At 54.6% G+C, this 15786-nt stretch carries 18 protein-coding genes and 3 tRNA genes; 10 read left to right on the top strand and 11 right to left on the bottom strand.

Features of this window, described 5'->3' with window-relative positions; all coding sequences use genetic code 11:
• Window positions 1-42: 42 nt before the first annotated feature.
• Window positions 43-1449 (bottom strand): class II fumarate hydratase, encoded by a 1407-nt coding sequence (locus tag GSUB_RS00825; protein ID WP_040198717.1) that lies wholly within the window; start codon window positions 1447-1449, stop codon window positions 43-45.
• 153 nt (window positions 1450-1602) lie between these two features.
• On the opposite strand from GSUB_RS00825, the gene GSUB_RS00830 reads away from it, so the two are divergent.
• The 7 genes from GSUB_RS00830 (at window position 1603) to GSUB_RS00860 (ending at window position 5575) form a co-directional block, all read left to right on the top strand.
• Window positions 1603-2475, top strand: coding sequence for an EamA family transporter (locus tag GSUB_RS00830; protein WP_040198719.1), 873 nt, complete (start codon window positions 1603-1605; stop codon window positions 2473-2475).
• 39 nt (window positions 2476-2514) lie between these two features.
• Window positions 2515-3087 (top strand): HD domain-containing protein, encoded by a 573-nt coding sequence (locus tag GSUB_RS00835; RefSeq protein WP_040198720.1) that lies wholly within the window; start codon window positions 2515-2517, stop codon window positions 3085-3087.
• Window positions 3088-3188: 101 nt separating this feature from the next.
• Window positions 3189-4460 carry a serine--tRNA ligase gene (gene serS, locus GSUB_RS00840; RefSeq protein WP_040198721.1) on the top strand — a complete coding sequence of 424 codons (1272 nt, stop codon included), beginning with the start codon at window positions 3189-3191 and terminating at the stop codon, window positions 4458-4460.
• Between the two features lie 13 nt (window positions 4461-4473).
• A tRNA-Ser gene (locus tag GSUB_RS00845) sits at window positions 4474-4559 on the top strand.
• Window positions 4560-4616: 57 nt separating this feature from the next.
• Window positions 4617-4710: transfer RNA gene (locus GSUB_RS00850), tRNA-Ser, on the top strand.
• Between the two features lie 217 nt (window positions 4711-4927).
• Window positions 4928-5449 carry a DUF2155 domain-containing protein gene (locus GSUB_RS00855; RefSeq protein ID WP_144401900.1) on the top strand — a complete coding sequence of 174 codons (522 nt, stop codon included), beginning with the start codon at window positions 4928-4930 and terminating at the stop codon, window positions 5447-5449.
• A gap of 49 nt (window positions 5450-5498) precedes the next feature.
• Window positions 5499-5575: transfer RNA gene (locus GSUB_RS00860), tRNA-Arg, on the top strand.
• An 818-nt stretch (window positions 5576-6393) separates the two neighbouring features.
• Here GSUB_RS00860 and GSUB_RS00865 read toward each other — a convergent pair.
• The 7 genes from GSUB_RS00865 to GSUB_RS00885 form a co-directional block, all read right to left on the bottom strand.
• Window positions 6394-7116 (bottom strand): helix-turn-helix domain-containing protein, encoded by a 723-nt coding sequence (locus tag GSUB_RS00865; RefSeq protein ID WP_040198725.1) that lies wholly within the window; start codon window positions 7114-7116, stop codon window positions 6394-6396.
• Window positions 7117-7119: 3 nt separating this feature from the next.
• Window positions 7120-7494 carry a hypothetical protein gene (locus GSUB_RS00870; RefSeq protein ID WP_040198727.1) on the bottom strand — a complete coding sequence of 125 codons (375 nt, stop codon included), beginning with the start codon at window positions 7492-7494 and terminating at the stop codon, window positions 7120-7122.
• A gap of 50 nt (window positions 7495-7544) precedes the next feature.
• Complete coding sequence (locus tag GSUB_RS19305; RefSeq protein WP_158414017.1) at window positions 7545-7697, bottom strand: hypothetical protein; 153 nt, start codon at window positions 7695-7697, stop codon at window positions 7545-7547.
• Between the two features lie 72 nt (window positions 7698-7769).
• Window positions 7770-8045, bottom strand: coding sequence for a hypothetical protein (locus tag GSUB_RS00875; protein ID WP_040198728.1), 276 nt, complete (start codon window positions 8043-8045; stop codon window positions 7770-7772).
• Window positions 8046-8214: 169 nt separating this feature from the next.
• Window positions 8215-8367 (bottom strand): hypothetical protein, encoded by a 153-nt coding sequence (locus GSUB_RS19310; protein ID WP_158414018.1) that lies wholly within the window; start codon window positions 8365-8367, stop codon window positions 8215-8217.
• The gene (locus GSUB_RS00880) at window positions 8364-8810 is read right to left on the bottom strand and encodes a hypothetical protein (protein ID WP_040198730.1); all 447 of its coding nucleotides are present in this window, start codon (window positions 8808-8810) and stop codon (window positions 8364-8366) included. The genes GSUB_RS19310 and GSUB_RS00880 overlap by 4 nt, the downstream gene beginning before the upstream one ends.
• A 31-nt stretch (window positions 8811-8841) precedes the next feature.
• Window positions 8842-10050 (bottom strand): tyrosine-type recombinase/integrase, encoded by a 1209-nt coding sequence (locus GSUB_RS00885; protein ID WP_040198732.1) that lies wholly within the window; start codon window positions 10048-10050, stop codon window positions 8842-8844.
• 387 nt (window positions 10051-10437) lie between these two features.
• On the opposite strand from GSUB_RS00885, the gene tnpA reads away from it, so the two are divergent.
• Window positions 10438-10875, top strand: a complete 438-nt coding sequence (tnpA, locus tag GSUB_RS00890; protein ID WP_040198735.1) for an IS200/IS605 family transposase — start codon at window positions 10438-10440, stop codon at window positions 10873-10875.
• Window positions 10876-11442: 567 nt separating this feature from the next.
• Here the strand turns inward: tnpA and GSUB_RS19985 are convergent.
• The 3 genes from GSUB_RS19985 to GSUB_RS00910 all read right to left on the bottom strand — a co-directional run bounded on the left by GSUB_RS19985 (window position 11443) and on the right by GSUB_RS00910 (window position 14376).
• The gene (locus tag GSUB_RS19985) at window positions 11443-12390 is read right to left on the bottom strand and encodes an integrase domain-containing protein (RefSeq protein ID WP_040198737.1); all 948 of its coding nucleotides are present in this window, start codon (window positions 12388-12390) and stop codon (window positions 11443-11445) included.
• Window positions 12391-13666: 1276 nt separating this feature from the next.
• Window positions 13667-14095: a hypothetical protein gene (locus tag GSUB_RS00905; RefSeq protein ID WP_040198741.1), complete on the bottom strand. Its 429-nt coding sequence runs from the start codon at window positions 14093-14095 to the stop codon at window positions 13667-13669.
• A complete protein-coding gene (locus tag GSUB_RS00910; RefSeq protein ID WP_040198743.1) occupies window positions 14092-14376 on the bottom strand; it encodes a hypothetical protein in 285 nt (94 codons plus the stop codon). The genes GSUB_RS00905 and GSUB_RS00910 overlap by 4 nt, the downstream gene beginning before the upstream one ends.
• Window positions 14377-14624: 248 nt before the next feature.
• On the opposite strand from GSUB_RS00910, the gene GSUB_RS00915 reads away from it, so the two are divergent.
• Together GSUB_RS00915 and GSUB_RS00920 are read left to right on the top strand one after the other, a co-directional pair.
• Entirely contained in the window at window positions 14625-15203 is a 579-nt protein-coding gene (locus tag GSUB_RS00915) for a hypothetical protein (protein WP_040198745.1), read from the top strand.
• Complete coding sequence (locus GSUB_RS00920; protein ID WP_040198748.1) at window positions 15200-15694, top strand: hypothetical protein; 495 nt, start codon at window positions 15200-15202, stop codon at window positions 15692-15694. The genes GSUB_RS00915 and GSUB_RS00920 overlap by 4 nt, the downstream gene beginning before the upstream one ends.
• The last annotated feature ends 92 nt before the right edge of the window (window positions 15695-15786 follow it).

Below are 15786 nucleotides of genomic sequence, written 5' to 3' on the forward strand. Positions count from 1 at the left end.
GTCTCTCACACCTCTGCGCCTCTCCGTTAAGAGGTTTTCAACTCACCGCGTCTTCCCCGGGATTCCCGGTTGCGTCATCGGACGGGGGTCGAGTATCTGCGCCAGTTTTTCATCGTCGAGCAGTTTTTCGTCGCGCACCACCTCGCGCACGGTTTTGCCTTCGTCGAAGGCTTTTTTGGCGATCTTGGCCGCCTGATCGTAACCGATGACCGGCGCCAGGGCGGTGACCATGGCCAGGCTCTGCTCCACCAGCTCTTCACAGCGCTCGCGGTCGGCCTCCAGCCCCTGGATGCAGCGATCGCTGAAGGCGCGGGCGGCCTGGGTCAGGAGCGCTATGGACTGCAGCAGATTGTGCGCCATGACCGGCATCATGACGTTGAGCTCGAAGTTGCCCGACAGCCCGCCTACAGTGATCGCCGCGTCATTGCCGATGACCTGGGCGCAGACCTGCATCAGGCTCTCGGCCATGACCGGGTTGACCTTGCCGGGCATGATGGAGCTGCCCGGCTGCACCGGCGCCAGCACCAGCTCGCCCAGACCGCAGCGCGGCCCGCTGCCGAGAAAGCGGATATCGTTGGCGATCTTGTACAGGGCGGTGGCGCAGGCCTTGAGGGCGCCGCTGGCGTTGACCAGCGCGTCGCGGCTGGCCTGGGCCTCGAAGTGGTTGGAGGCCTCGCGCAGCGGCAGGCCTGTCGTTTGCGCCAGCCCGTCAATGACCTTGGCGGCAAACTCGGGATGAGTGTTGAGACCGGTGCCGAGGGCGGTGCCCCCCAGCGGCAGTTCGTTTAGGCCGTTGGCTGCGCCCTCGATGCGGCGGATCGACACCGCAACCTGGCGCGCGTAGCCGGAAAAAACCTGCCCCAGGCGGATCGGGACGGCATCCTGCAGATGGGTGCGGCCGATCTTGACGATGTCATCGAATTCGCCGGCTTTCTCTCCCAGGGCCTCCTGCAGTTCGAACAGGGCAGGGGTGAGCCGTTTGCGGATCTCCACCGCTGCCGCCACGTGGATGGCGGTGGGGATGACATCGTTGCTTGACTGGCCGAGATTCACATGGTCATTGGGGTGTACCGGCCGCTCGCCGAGCTGCTTTCCGAGCAGTTGCGCGGCGCGGTTGGCGATCACCTCGTTGGCGTTCATGTTGGTGCTGGTGCCCGAGCCGGTCTGGAAAATATCCACCGGAAAATGATCATCGAGGTCGCCCTGGATGACCTCCTCGGAGGCTTCCATAATCGCCATGGCGATCTCGCGGTCCAGCAGGCCCAGCTCCATGTTGGCCCGCGCCGCGCCTTCCTTGATCATGCCCAGGGCGCGAATGAAGGGGCGGGAAAACCGCAGCCCGGAAATGGGGAAGTTCTCCAGCGCGCGGGCGGTCTGGGCGCCGTAGAGGGCATCGGCGGGGACGCTCATTTCTCCCATGGAATCTTTTTCGATGCGTGTATCGGGCATTTCTTTCTCCTTGCTGAAAATAAGTTGCAGACTGCAGACAGGCTCTCCTTTGAATTCTGCCGTTCATCCGTCATTTGTCAACAATTTCACGCCCCTGCCGGGCGGCCTTCGCACAGGGCTCCATTCCCCGTTATCGCTGCAAAAAGGGGTGTCATGAGCAATACCGCTTTTTTCCTGATCCTCTTTTCCGCCCTGATGCATGCCCTGTGGAATCTGCTGGTCAAGCGCAGCGGCGACAAGACGGTGTTTATCTGGTGGATGTTCCTGAGCTCCGGCCTGCTGTTCAGCCTCGCCCTGCTGTTTGTTCCGGGCGACTTTCCCCGTCCGGATCTCTCTATTCTCCTTCTGGCCGCTGCGGGCGGTCTCTGTTTTGTGCTCTATCATCTGTTCAACGGGCGCGCCTACCGCGACGGCGACCTGTCGCTGGCCTACCCGCTGGCCCAGACCTCCATGGTCTATGTGCCCCTGTGGGGGATTCTTTTTTTCGGCGAACGGTTGACTCTTGTCGGAGCCTGTGGCATCGCCCTGGTGGTGGCCGGCGCCTACTGCATTCAGCTGCGCCGCCTGTCTCTTGATGAAATCCTGCGGCCGTTCCGCAGCCTGGGCGAGCCGGGGGTGGCGGCAGCGCTGATGGCCGGTTTCATCTATTCGGTCGGTGCGGTCATCGACAAGACCGGGGTGATGCGCTATTCTCCCCTGTATTTTACCTATTTGCTGGTTTTTTTCATGATGCTGATCATGACCGCCAACCTGATGCGTTCCCGATACCGTGGGCGCGTGCGAGCCGAATGGCAGCGCAGCCGCAATCTGATTCTCATCTCGGGGCCGGTGATGATGGGATCCTTTATCGCCTTTCGCTACGGCCTGCAGATGGCGCCGGTGAGCTACGCGGTGCCGACGCGGCAGGTCAGCTTGCTGATTGGCGTCCTGATCGGCATCATCTTTCTCGGCGAACGCTTCGGCCGCATCCGCATCCTGTCCGCCCTGACCATTCTGGGCGGCGTTTTTCTGATCCGGATGGGGTAGCGGCGGTTCAGACAACTGATAACTGAAACGGATATCCCCATGAAACATCTCGCCAATTTCTTCTTCGAAGCCGGCATGCTCAAGCGCACGCCGCGCACCGGTTTTCAGTTCCTCGGTTCGGGGGCGGAGTCGGTGGCCGAGCACAGTTTCCGCGCCACGCTGATCGGCTACACCCTGGCACGGCTCGATGGCTGCGTCGATGTCGGCAAGGTGCTGCAGATGTGCCTGTTTCACGATATCCCCGAGGCCCGCACCGGCGATCTCAACTACGTTAACAAGAAATACGTCCAGGTGGATGAGAAGAAGGCGGTGGATGATCTGGCGCGCACCCTGCCTTTCGGCGACGACTACCGTGCCCTGCTGGAAGAATTTGCTGCCGCGGAGAGCGACGAAGCGCGCATTGCCCATGACGCCGATCAGCTCGAAATGATCCTGGCCCTCAAGGAATACAAAGACCTGGGTAACCGCTACGCCGATGAATGGTATCCGTTCTCGGTGCGCCGCCTGCGCACGGAAACCGCACGCCGCCTGGCGGAAACCATCTGGGCCACCGACTCTAGCCGCTGGTGGTTCGACGACGACACCGACTGGTGGGTGCGCGGACGGCGTTGATCTTTCAGCCATATCGGCTGCGGCATCTGCGGTTGACGCGGCGACTTCAGGGTGATAATAATACTCCCTTCGCAAATGACCTACGACTCAGAGGGCGAACGATGCTCGATCTTAAATATCTGCGGGAAAATCTCGACGACGTTGAACAGAAACTGCGCACCCGGGGCGAATCGCTGACGCTGGCGCCGTTCCGTGAGCTGGACCAGAAGCGGCGCACCCTGCTGCAGGAGAGCGAGTCGCTCAAGGCCGAGCGCAACCAGGTTTCCGCCCTCATCGGCCGCACCAAGGACAAAAGCCAGGTGCAGGGCGAAATCACCCGCATGAAAGAGGTCTCCGGACGCATCAAGGAACTCGATGCCGAACTCAAGGGCGCCGAGGAGCAGCTGCAGCAGTGGCTGCTGCAGGTTCCCAATATCCCCCACGAAAAGACGCCTGTTGGAGATTCCGAAGAAGACAATCCCGTGGTGCGGCAGTGGGGCGAGCCGACACAGTTCGATTTTGAACCCAGGGCCCACTGGGATCTGGGTGAGCAGCTCGGCATTCTCGACTTTGAACGGGCGGTGAAACTCTCCGGGGCGCGCTTTTCTCTGTCGCTCGGTGCCGGTGCGCGCCTCGAGCGTGCGCTGATCAACTTCATGCTCGACCTGCACACGCAAGAGCATAAATATGTTGAAGTATTGCCGCCCTTTATGGTAAACAGAGACTCCATGACGGGGACCGGACAGCTCCCCAAGTTCGAGAGTGATCTTTTCCATACTGAAGACGTTGATCTGTTCCTGATTCCTACGGCGGAAGTGCCGGTCACCAATATTTACCGCGACGAGATTCTTGCCGCCGACCGGCTGCCGATCAGCTTCACCGCCTACACCCCCTGCTTCCGCAAAGAGGCCGGGTCGCACGGGCGGGACGTGCGCGGCCTGATCCGCCAGCATCAGTTCAACAAGGTCGAATTGGTGAAATTCGTTCGGCCGCAGGACTCCGACGCCGAACTCGAGAATCTGCTCGGCCACGCCGAGGAGGTGCTCAAGCGGCTCGAACTGCCCTACCGGGTGGTGGACCTGTGCACCGGCGACATCGGCTTTTCCGCTGCTCGCACTTTCGATATCGAAGTGTGGCTGCCCGGGCAGCAGGCTTATCGGGAGATCTCCTCCTGCTCCAACTTCCGGGATTTCCAGGCGCGCCGCGCCCGCATCCGCTACCGCCCCGAAGAAGGGGCCAAGCCCGAATACGTGCATACGCTTAACGGTTCGGGGCTGGCGGTCGGGCGCACGCTGGTGGCGATTCTCGAGAATTACCAGCAGCAGGATGGTTCCGTGACGGTCCCCGCGGCTTTGCGCCCCTACATGGGCGGCCTGGAGCGAATCACCGCATAAAAAGTCATTTTGCGGAGGAGTGGCCGAGTGGTTTAAGGCGGCGGTCTTGAAAACCGTTGAGCGAAAGCTCCGTGGGTTCGAATCCTACCTCCTCCGCCAAGTTTTAAAAGGAATCCGGTAGGGTTCGATAAAAAACAACTGAAGATCGATTTATACGGAGAGGTGGCCGAGTCGGCTGAAGGCGCTCGCCTGCTAAGCGAGTGTACGGCGTAAAACCGTACCGAGGGTTCGAATCCCTCCCTCTCCGCCATTTTATTTTCAGCTCACTTCGGAATTCGAAGCGCAGTGAGCGCCGCCAGTGGCGGAAAAGCGGCCCAGGACGGGCCGCGTCAGCGAACGAAGGGGGGGCCGCGCCGGAGCCGCCGTGAGGGCGGTGACAGAGTGGGCGAATCCCTCCCTCTCCGCCATTTTTATATCTGTTTCCGCACGTTCTCGTTATCTCCCGCATGACAGGTGGTTTTTCAAAGGTGAGAATCATTTTCCGTCCGTTCAGCATGGTCGGGGTTGTCGTCGCCATGCTTGTTGCGCTGGTTTGCGGCTGTACCGAAAGCGCAGAGCACAAATCCGCCGGAGACTCCCCGGATACGGGTGAAATGGCCGAAAGCGCGGCTTCACAGGTCGAAATTCTGGTTCCTGATGAAGTCGCCGGGCAGTGGAAAGCCGTAAAAATAGGCGTGCATGACAAATCTGGCAGTCGTGAGGAGGTTTTTACCGTCGATATCGGCTCCGGTTTCAAGGTTCCCGATTCCGATGTATCACTGCGGGTCACCGATTTTCTGCCTGATTTTATCATGAAGGGGCCGGTTATGACCTCGGCTTCCAACGAACTCAACAACCCCGCAGCACGGGTTGAAATCTATGAAGGCGACCAGCAGGTCTACCAGGGATGGCTTTTCAGCCTCTACCCCGACGCGCACGCCTACCAGCATCCGCGCCACGGCTTCAACCTGCTCGACTTCATCCCAGCCCGCCCACAAAAAAGTCAGTAATTTCATCTTGACTTTTGTTTCCGATTAAGCGATAACATGACCCTGCTTCGCGCCGGTAGCTCAGCTGGATAGAGCGTCTGACTACGGATCAGAAGGTCGGGAGTTCGAATCTTCCCCGGCGCGCCAAAGAAATCAAGGGCTTAGCCTTCACCGGCTGAGCCTTTTTTCGTTTGATTTGAAAATTTGTCCCCACTCTGTCCCCATTTGTTTCATTTCGCCTGATCTTGTCCGGTCGCCGGGGGGGGATGGCAGATCGACCGGCACCACCCCACCCCCACCCCATTCGCAAAACCGAGGCGACCTTACGCATCGACTCCTTGTAGATACTATCCTTCCCCGCAACACGCATCAGATCAAAAAAACATCATTTATCCACAGAAACCGGCGGCTTTTATCTCGTCGTATTTCTCTCGAAGAAAATCACGCTCAAGAATTGTCAGAAGTATTGACCCTAGCCTACCCATGCCACAAACGGAGAAAATTTCTCAAACGGCAGCTAGGTACGCATTGACGGCATAGAATGACCGATTCTCTGCTTTGGTTGTGGAATGATCGTAAGGTTGACAAGCCTGACGGAAATATGACCGAAAAGGTTATCTATTGATGGTGTCAACGAAGTATATTCAGGGACATATGGTTGAGGATGTGGGTTGCCTGTCGGTGGGAGTTGGTAGGGGTGGTGATATTGCGTAGAAGGCTTACCACGAAGGTAATAAAAAAGAGATGTTTTTCTTCGATGCGACATGCTCAGAGTTTCAGAGCTTGTCTCTAGGCTCTGAGCCCTAGTTATATATACCTAGTTATATACCTAGTTAAAAACCTTCTTAGGGGTGGAAATATGTGCAGGTCAAAAGGAAATATGTGCAAGTCCGGTGGAAATATGTGCAGGTCAAAAGGAAATATGTGCAGTGCCATTTTTTAATGGGTGGAAATATGTGCAGATATTACCCGGCTTCCTCTTGTGGCATACATTCCCCATAGAGAGGGCAAACACATATCAGAGCACCATCTTCCCCGCGCCAGAGAACCCCATGCTCACAAAGTTCATCAATCGCACTCGATATGCTGTTTCGATGTATTCCGGACAGTTCCGCTAGCTTGCTACGGTTGAAGTCAATGCCCTCGTATTCGATGACGTTGTAGGGTCGCCATGAGTAGCTAGACCTGCCTTCTTCGCACAGTTCAGAAACCCAGTTATCCAGATACCCCCCATCGTTATTAAGCTCGATCCTTTCAGCAATCACGAGATCATCAAAATCTGGATATCTGGAAATATGGCGCAGGGGTAGGTAGAGTGCCTTCGCTATAGGAGACAGGCTGACGAACTGCTGGTGTTTGATTAAGTCGCTGATAAGGTGGATCGCTTTGGCATCAGGCGCAGGAATCGGCAACATGTAGTAGTTCTTGGTCTTGCGTGGCCCAGCCTGCCGGGTGTGAACCTTTACCACCCCTGCCTTCCTAAAACCTTTTACACCGGCCTTGACCGCGCCCAGGTCTTTATATCCTGAAAGTCTGCGGATGGTTTCCTCAGAAGGAAAGGCGCGACCTTTTCTGTCCGCGTGTGCTGCGAGGGGATAAAAGATAGCCTTGCTCGCAAGCGGCAGGGACGCCCATGTGCCGTTCTCAATCAGGGCAGGGTCGAACCTGAAGAATTGCGGGGTGAACATGCCTCACCCCCTTTCAAGCAACGCGGCAGGCTGAAAGATTTGATCAACGTATGAGAACCGCTTTCCGCTTCTGTTGCGGCCTGTCAGCACCATGACAAGACATTCGCGGCCCCTCAGCCGGTCATAGTCGAAGTCTTCCAGTTCTCCGGCGGCCAAGGCCCGGCCCATGATACGTTCGATGATGTTGGCGAGTTTGCCGTTCGGCGCGGTGCTGTATCGGGCGGAACACATGACAGACCGGCCTTGAGCCTTCCCTTGAAGCTCAAAGATAAAGCCGACACGGCGACCGTAGGCGTTCTCAAAGAATCGAATATCGGTGAGGGTGGCGGGGTAGGTGCCTTCCGGCAGAGTGCCGGTATTGCGGCGGGATGTTTCCATATTGTCACCTCTTCCTTGTTCGGGTTTTGGTTTCGATGTCAGATGACAGTCTAGGCTTTAGCCTCCTTCGGTCGGTGGCCGAAACGGTACGGGTGAAGGGGGCAGTCCTCGGCGGTGCATTTGGCTGGCTCATAGACAGAATGACAGCAGCAGTCGATACATTTTTTGCGGATCGCTTTCATGGGGGTCAAAACGTCTTTCATTTTCTTTACTCCTTTCTGTTCAGATGGTGGCTAGGTGCAGGGTGAGATTTTTTCTCGACCATGCCCATGCCGTTACTCACGATTCATTTGAGCGACGAACCAAGCGAAGAAATCGAGGGCAGGGTAAGCCACTCGCTTGCCAACACGAACCTTACCTTTGGGACCAGTGCCTGCGCAGTCGCGGTTTGCACACGTCTTTGCACTGAAAAGGCCGCAGGTTGCCTCTTTGATTTCCGCTTTGTCGCGCAACACGAGAGGCTTTCCCCATCTTGCCGCTAGTTTTTCGGCTGCCTTGGGATCTGCTGGGTCAAAGCCAAGGTCGGTGACGGATGTACCCTGATTGTTCATGAATCCTCCTTTCCTTGTTAAGTTTTAACTTCCCTATCCTGTCCCCTATCATGCCAATCTGGATTTGGCAGATTCAAGGCAGATTGCGCCAAAATTGAATTAAAAGTAAAAACCCCGCTACCAGATTGGTAACGGGGTCGGTGTTCGACGATCATGTCAGCCTGTCATGTCAGCGTGTCAACTCCTGCGCCCGGTATAGCAGACGAATTGCATGGCAGATGTCGCAGGAACCAACGTTCTTCTTTTCGTCATGTTTGCATTCGCAGCGGGATTCGAGAATGTCACGGGCTTCTTCGATGTAGGTTTTCGCTGTCACTGTCATTGTCGTTCCTCCTTGTCTGTGTCAGGTTCGAGGTACTTAATCAGAATGGCTTTCTTGCTGCCTATACCGGTGCTTACCGTTTCTTGTCCGCCGGTCGCATGATCGTAAGTTTCTCTCGAATGAGTCTTGATTTGATTTGGACCTGCGAATATAACAGCATCTGCCCCGAGTTCTTTGGCTTTATCGACGATTGCAGAGTTTGACCACCAGTCCCCTAGTAGCATGACTGTGAGACCGTCGCTGATAACCGTATTTTCTGCTACACCCAAAACTTCGAACCGTCCTTGAGGTTCGCCCACTGTCCAAATGTCAATGCCGTCCTTGGTGGTGCAGGCCCCGCCCTTGCCGACAAACTCTCTCTGCCCCTGCCACGGCTGAAAGTCTGTGCTTGACAGGCAGCCTGTCAGAATCAGCGTTGTCAGGATCAAAAGCGTCAATCTCATGTCCTTCCCTCCTTTCCTTGTGCTGTTGCTGTCATGCCCTCTTGGATGTTAGCGGGATCACGTCGGCGCTGTCCTTCTTACCGGTCGCGTGTTTAATCAGGTGCTTGGCCCAAACTGTCAACGCTTTCTTCTTCTCGTCGTCGTAGCGGTGGCGGATGTAGTGTTCGGCTGTCACTCCTTGGAGTTTATGGCCCAATGTCGCGGCGATAACCTCCATGCTGAATCCGAGTTTTGCAAGGCCGCTGCCGACAGTCCGGCGCAAGTCATGGACAGAGAACGGATCAAGGCCAAAGTAATCATTCCGCTTGAGCCAACGCCCAACGGATGAAGGTTCAAACGGTCGCCCGGTTCTGATGCTGGCAAAGGGCGGGTCGGTGTCAGGGTCGATCTGTGCGGCGGCTTCTTCTGTCAGGTAGACACGATGTGCGCGCTTACCCTTGAATCTTGCTGCGGGAACCTCCCACCACTCGCCGTCAATTTCGCAGAATTGAAGGTGGGAGGCTTCGGACAGACGGCAGCCTGTCAGGAGGATAAACCTGACAAGCCGGATCATTGCCGGATCGCCTTCGGCTGTTTCCAAAGCGGCCAAGAGTTTGGCAGCTTCATCAATCGACAGGGTACGTTCTCGCGGTGCTGGCTTCTCCGGGCGGGGTACGTCGCGCACGATGTTGGTTTCGACGTATTCACGCGGTGACTGGATGGCCCAGGCATACAGGGATGACAGCGAGGATCGCACCTGAATGGCGACAGATTGCGATTCGGTGCCGATCTCCTCGATCAAGGCGGCGAGGTTGCGGCGGTGAATCTCTGACAGCTTCCACTCTCCGAGTTTGCCGGTGCCTTTGCCGGGTTGGAATACCTCAGCTTTGGCAAGGCCGTCGCGGTAATACCTGACAGTCTTGGCGCGTCTGGTGCGTTCACAGTGAATCATGAACTTCTCGACGGCCTCAGAGAAGGTCGGCATGGCCTCGTCTTCCATCGCCTTCTGTTTCCGGCGGTCTTTTAGCGATGCTGCCCCTCTGCCCGTCTTGGCGGCCTCTTTCAACTCGCTCAAGGTGTCGTAAGCCTTCTTTTCCGTCCATCCCTCAGACCACCAGCCTAGCCCCTCCTCGATTCTCTTGCCGCCGACCTGATACCGGATGGCGAAATAACGATCAAACTTGGTGCCATGCTTCCGGGTCGAATGATTGCGCCATCTCACGCCGGGGTACTTGTTCGTCTTCTCCCACTTCGCTGCCATCTCTTGCCCCCCTTCATCGTTGCCTGTCCCCACTCTGTCCCCATTTTTTGCAGGAATGTACGGGATAGCTCAATGTGGTTGTGGGATAAATGTTATTGCTAAGTTGCTGTTATGTCAAATGAAAATATCTGAGAACATTGGTGTTCACTGGTGAGGATTGAGGATGGGTATATAACTACGGATCAGAAGGTCGGGAGTTCGAATCTTCCCCGGCGCGCCATTTTAACACCGCAAAAACAAAGGTTTAGTTTGAAGTAGAAACCCACACCCTGTGGGTGTGGTGATGTGGACTGGCTACGCCGGTCCCGAATGGGTATGGCTGAAAGCCGCTCACTGTTATTCTTTCTTTCGAGTTGTGCCGCAACATCGAAAAGAAAGGAGAAAACAGTGAGCAGCCGATTTCGTAAGTTATCACACTCGATATGGCACTGCCAGTATCACATCGTTTGGGTCCCAAAGTACCGGTTTCGGATTTTGCAGGGAAAAGTGAAAGAGGCCGTTGAATCAGGTATTCATGCGATATGTGGCTATTCCGGTTGTGAAGTCGTGGAGTTGAATGTTCAGCCCGATCATGTCCATCTGGTTGTGATGATCCCGCCCAAGGTGTCGATCTCGAACTTTCTGGGGCGGTTAAAAGGGCAGACGTCGATGAAACTGTTTCAGCAGTTTCGGCATTTGCGGAAGAAACCCTATTGGGGCAACCACTTTTGGGCCAAGGGCTATTGCGTTGATACCGTCGGCATGGATGCGGACATGATACGCAAGTATGTCCGCTATCAGGACAAGCAAGAGCGGCAAATGGAGCAACTTCAGTTGGGAGATTGAGGACAGGACCGCGGCACAACTTCAGCCCGCCCCCTTGGGGGCAGGGCCAGCCCCCCTATGGGGGGCGAACTACAAAGCCACGTCCTGTGGGCGTGGATTCTTTACCTTTTATGGGCTAAGCCTTTTTTTGTCTTTTTTTGATTTGGGTTCCTCCGTGGGTTCCTTTTACGGATTCGTTGTCCGAAAGCCTGCAATATTTTGGTTTGCGGCCAAGGTGCTCCCGCAGACTTTGCTGTGCTAGTCCTAATGGGGTACACCATGATCCTCTAACGTGACTAGACCAATCATCATATACCCCCATCGCCACCATTAGTTCTCGGCAGCGTCGCCAGTGACGGTACCGGGTTCCAGGGGCGAGTCCAGCAGTCGCTACCTCTAAATACCATCTTATGTGTTTTGATTGCGCAGAATAAATCCCTACTTGCCACCTCTTCCAAATTGCCTCAAAAATGTTTCCATATTCCCGGATGATTTGTTTTTTTCTTTTTCGGCTGCAGTGGGAAAGTCTGTACCTCATAAAAACATCTACTTGACTCCTGGCCTGGCGCCAGGATGAGGGGCGATTGCTCATGACCGACCTCCGATGTATGCTCCTATGATATCGATCCGCCGATGGCCCAGTTCCGCGCTGATTATTTCCCGAGCTCGCAAGTCAGCGGATTGTGTGGCGAGCACCTTTCCCTTGCTGAAAACTGGGGCGGGGTAGCCAGTGATTTGTTGATACCGGTCGCATGCATAAGCTGCCCGAAGGTCATGTATTTTACGGAGGTCATAATTTGTCCTTGCCAAATTCCAAAAATAATGAACGGAATCGGTAAACTGTTTAAGTGTTTTATTTGGCGGTACCAGACACTTGCTCTCCCCTCGAACTTCGTTTGCTCGACGGAGGGCGTCAATTAGAGAATCCCTAACAGGGATCCAGCGCTGCATATTCCTGCCATACCCGCCTTTGGTGCCCCTTATGATACGCATCTTGCCCCTTTCGGCCTGTATGAGTGCCTCATCGATATCCATCAGGCACGCCTCCCGGAGCCTCAATCCGGCCTCGCGCGCCAGGTGGATGACACTAGCTTCTTTTGGGGCGGTGCGGTCAGCTATGTATTGGGCGGCGGCCGCGACAATAGCTCTGTTCATGCCAGCAGGAGGCGTGGTCCGTATTCGTGTACGTGGCCCCAAAATCAGTTTTGGCGAAATGCGTATTGAGGATTCCCCCCTTAATAGGCTCATGGTTACATTCACTGTTGATATCAGGTTCACGGCGTAACTTCGCGATAATTGTCCAGCTTCAATTCGAGTTTGTAATGTCATGGCATAAGCTAGCAAGGTGTCAGTTGTAACTAGCCGGGTGTCCCGCAGGCCTGATTCGTTGAGATACCGAGCGAAAATTGTCCATCGATATATATGGCTACGTAGGCTACCGTGCTTTTGGCCCAAGTGATGCTTTAGCGCCATAATGCCTGCATAACCAGCTTTGCTTCCCCACCCGTAATTCTTCTTCCCTCCAGTTTTCCGCATGATTAACTCCTTCTGTTGAATTTTGGTTTTTGCACAATAAGTGGATTTTTCCTTGTTGCAGTCCAGGCCTTGAAATCAAAGCATGGGCTTGCCTTAATTTTAATAGGTAAGTTCGAGTTCCATTCGAAATCTGATGTCCGAATGTGTGCCTTTTATTTCCCCGCTGTTGACCCTATTACTATTCAAAGTAATTACCGGTTTAAGCCGACCGGCGGCGACGGGTTGTCGAGATACGACATCCTGGGGATCACGATAATCCAGATCACCATGGCCACGTGACGATCATTGATGACCGCGGGTCGGTGGCTAGCACCAGTTGCGTGCCGTTGATCTGGGTTATTTTGACGCGCCATTTTAATTGCTGCGTCTAGGAAAACCCTTGGAAAGACAAGAGCTTCCGATTTTTCCAGCTCTCCGTCTCTATTGACATTATGAGCTCGGAGGTGGGCCGAGGCCGGGTTTTTTGGGCCTGCGGCTGATGAATGGATGGTCGGTACCGACTGGGGCATACCAGTGCCCTATCGCCAGTGACACGACCACTATTGGGTGGGTGTGCATAAAGGATGATCTATGCACACCGGTTCGAGGTTTTGGCACCAAAGGGCACCAAGATGGAGGAGGGTCCGCCAGGATATAGCCCAACGGAAGTGTCCATGGTAGTGATGGGCGAGGTGGCCCTGCTTATGAGCGGGCTACCACCTTGCTCCTGTTTAGGAGATGCACATCTTTGAATTTGTTTTGCGAGTTGTCGGTCTTATCTTTTGCCGATTTTCCCGCAAAACGGGCTGAGAGCCCTTTTTTTCAGTAGACGGGTTTTTTTTCGTCTACATCTGTGCTGGTTCATTTATGGAGGCCAGCTACCTCCCTGCGTCCCCCGGTGGCGCACTGCCGTCGGGGCCCCTCACAGCTCGGGGCGGCGGACCGCATATAGCGGACCCGACTGTCATGTGGGCTATTATATTGGGACTTATTGTGGATAATACCCCTGAATAAGGGCGTTTTGCTGCCTTATTTAAAGCAGAATCGAAATGATAACCGAAAATTGACCACCCTCGTTGGCCGAAAATTTCTTCTTCTCGGGTTGTGGGAGGTTGTTGTCTCCTGCTTTCAGAGGCTGCTTGAGGCGGTCGCTGTCCCAGGTGCCTTCGATGGTATGGGGTGATTATTTTTAGGGTTTCCTTGGTGCAGCAGATCAAGATGGCAATTTTTTTGTAAATCATATTTTGAATTCTCGCTATTGTGAATCTTTGAAGTTTTTTGACTTTCAAGATCATTATTACCTCACCATCGGGGTGATATCACCAATTTCGCGCTCTTTCAGCGCCGTGTAGAGACACAACGCTCCTTCCGGAATGAGGTGCCGATATTCGAACAGGATACCGTCGATCTGCTCAGGCATTGTCGGTAGCTCTGAGGCAAGATGGTCCGCCAGCTCTTCGAATAGCTGGAACCCCAATAAGCGAACATTGATCGCCGGCATGAACTCATGTGCACCGCCGTCTTCCTGCGCCATGCAGAACTGTTTAGGGATCGGGTGACGCGGGGCCAGACGATAGTCGTTTTTTGATAATTCTTTGAGGATGCGCAATCTCTCCCCTTCTGGGCCGCTGAGGTAGTAGGCTCGGCCCGCCAGTGAATAAACCATATCCGATCCTTCATCGACGTAGTACCAGAAGTTAAACGCGATCTCTGCCTCGTCCATCATTTGGTCTCCTTTCCGTCGAAGGAGTGTTTCGGTTCGTAGCGCTCGAATTCGCTGCCGATAAAATACATGCGACTGCCATCCTTGAACTCAAGCCGCGCCCTTTTGATCACATGCCTGAAGCCTTCCAGCCACGCCATTGCACAATCAAAATCTATGGGTGGGAAAAACTTTTGCGTTTTCTGGGCGGCGAAGCCGGGGCCGGCCCCGAAGCCTGCAAGGATAACTTTTCCCCTGGATACCTTCTTTCGAATTTCCGAAGGAACGGTTTTGATCATTTCCATTGGTGCCTCCTGTGAAGTGCGTTGAAATTATGAGAATTTCTCCTGCGGCGACTAAGTCAGGGCATCGAAATAAAATGATGCACTTGAGCATTTGCGGGGTGACTTGCGAGTGGTTTTCCAGACGGCCGGGTAAGGGCAGCTAAATTTTTTCGCCAACAGCCATTTAAGCGACAGCGCTTGTCGCCACGCTTGGGTAGGGTTTTCATGACGACTATTTGGACCCTGCTGAAAATGAAAAGGAGTTGTGAATGGCTGAAGCGCTTAAGCAAATCAATGATTTTGTCGAAGAGATTGATTCTTACGTCGGCCGACCAATGGCCAGAAGCCAGGAGGATGCGGCTTATCTACTGGACAACCCGGCAGAACATCTTCTGCGCAAATTCCACGCGACCCGAACTTTCCCCGAAGACATCAAAGCGAAAATACCTCAAGTTTGCGAAGCCTGGGAAAAGACTGAGGCACACCTTTTGGCCAGCCTGAAGATAAGTCGTGAGGAGTTGATCGGTTTTTTTGAAGATGCGCTCGAAAATCGCAATGGGGATTGGACGCTCCCTGAAAATCAATCCAACAAATGCTGGGACCTTCGGCTTTATGGCCTCGTCCGCAACATCGGTTGGCCGGAAGCTTTTACTTGCTCCATCCCGGCCGGTGCTCCGGAATGGGGCGGGCAGGCTCGAACTGCGGGACAGATGATGGCAGCCATTTTCGCTCTTGAGAAGATGGGCAGGCACACTGAGTACCCTTCCAGCGACATGGACCAAACGATGAAAAGACTCAAAGCTTATTACTCTTTCGCTGAAGGAACTCAAAAAGGAGGGGCGGCGTGATTGCAATGGACAACACCACCACCATCGAGGTCATAGAGCATTTTTTGCGCGATCAGCAAGGGTGGAGACCCTTCGGCGGCCTGTTCAAACGCCATCGCAATAATCCCCGGATTTATGCCCGTGCCGGCAAAAATATCGTACTAATTGGCCCCTACAAGGTCAAACCGGACATTTTGCTCGATCCCGCCCACGCACGACACTTGCAAGATGATTTTGAAGACTACCTGCACCAGGTCCAGCGAGAACTTCAGAACCACATCGCTGCGTTGCAACCCAAAGCTCTGACTCTTGTTTTTTCCCGCGGTGGTTCCCTGCAGGTCCCGCAATGGTTCCTGGATTGGTGCCAACAGATGGGGATCGTGGTTGTTTTCGCACCTGACCCGCAAGAGCACCCGGGGGAAGACAATGTCCTCGAATACATTTTGATGCTTCGGCGAATGCTGGAAGAGTTGGAATACTCGGAGCGCACCCTCAATCATGATTGGTTTTAAGGAGAATCTCGCAGTTCGGACTCGGGACTGAAATTCAAACACAAGATTGAGTCTTGAGCAGGTATGCGACGCCGATTGTCGTCACGATGAGG

This window comes from Geoalkalibacter subterraneus, assembly GCF_000827125.1.
GTDB lineage: Bacteria > Desulfobacterota > Desulfuromonadia > Desulfuromonadales > Geoalkalibacteraceae > Geoalkalibacter_A > Geoalkalibacter_A subterraneus.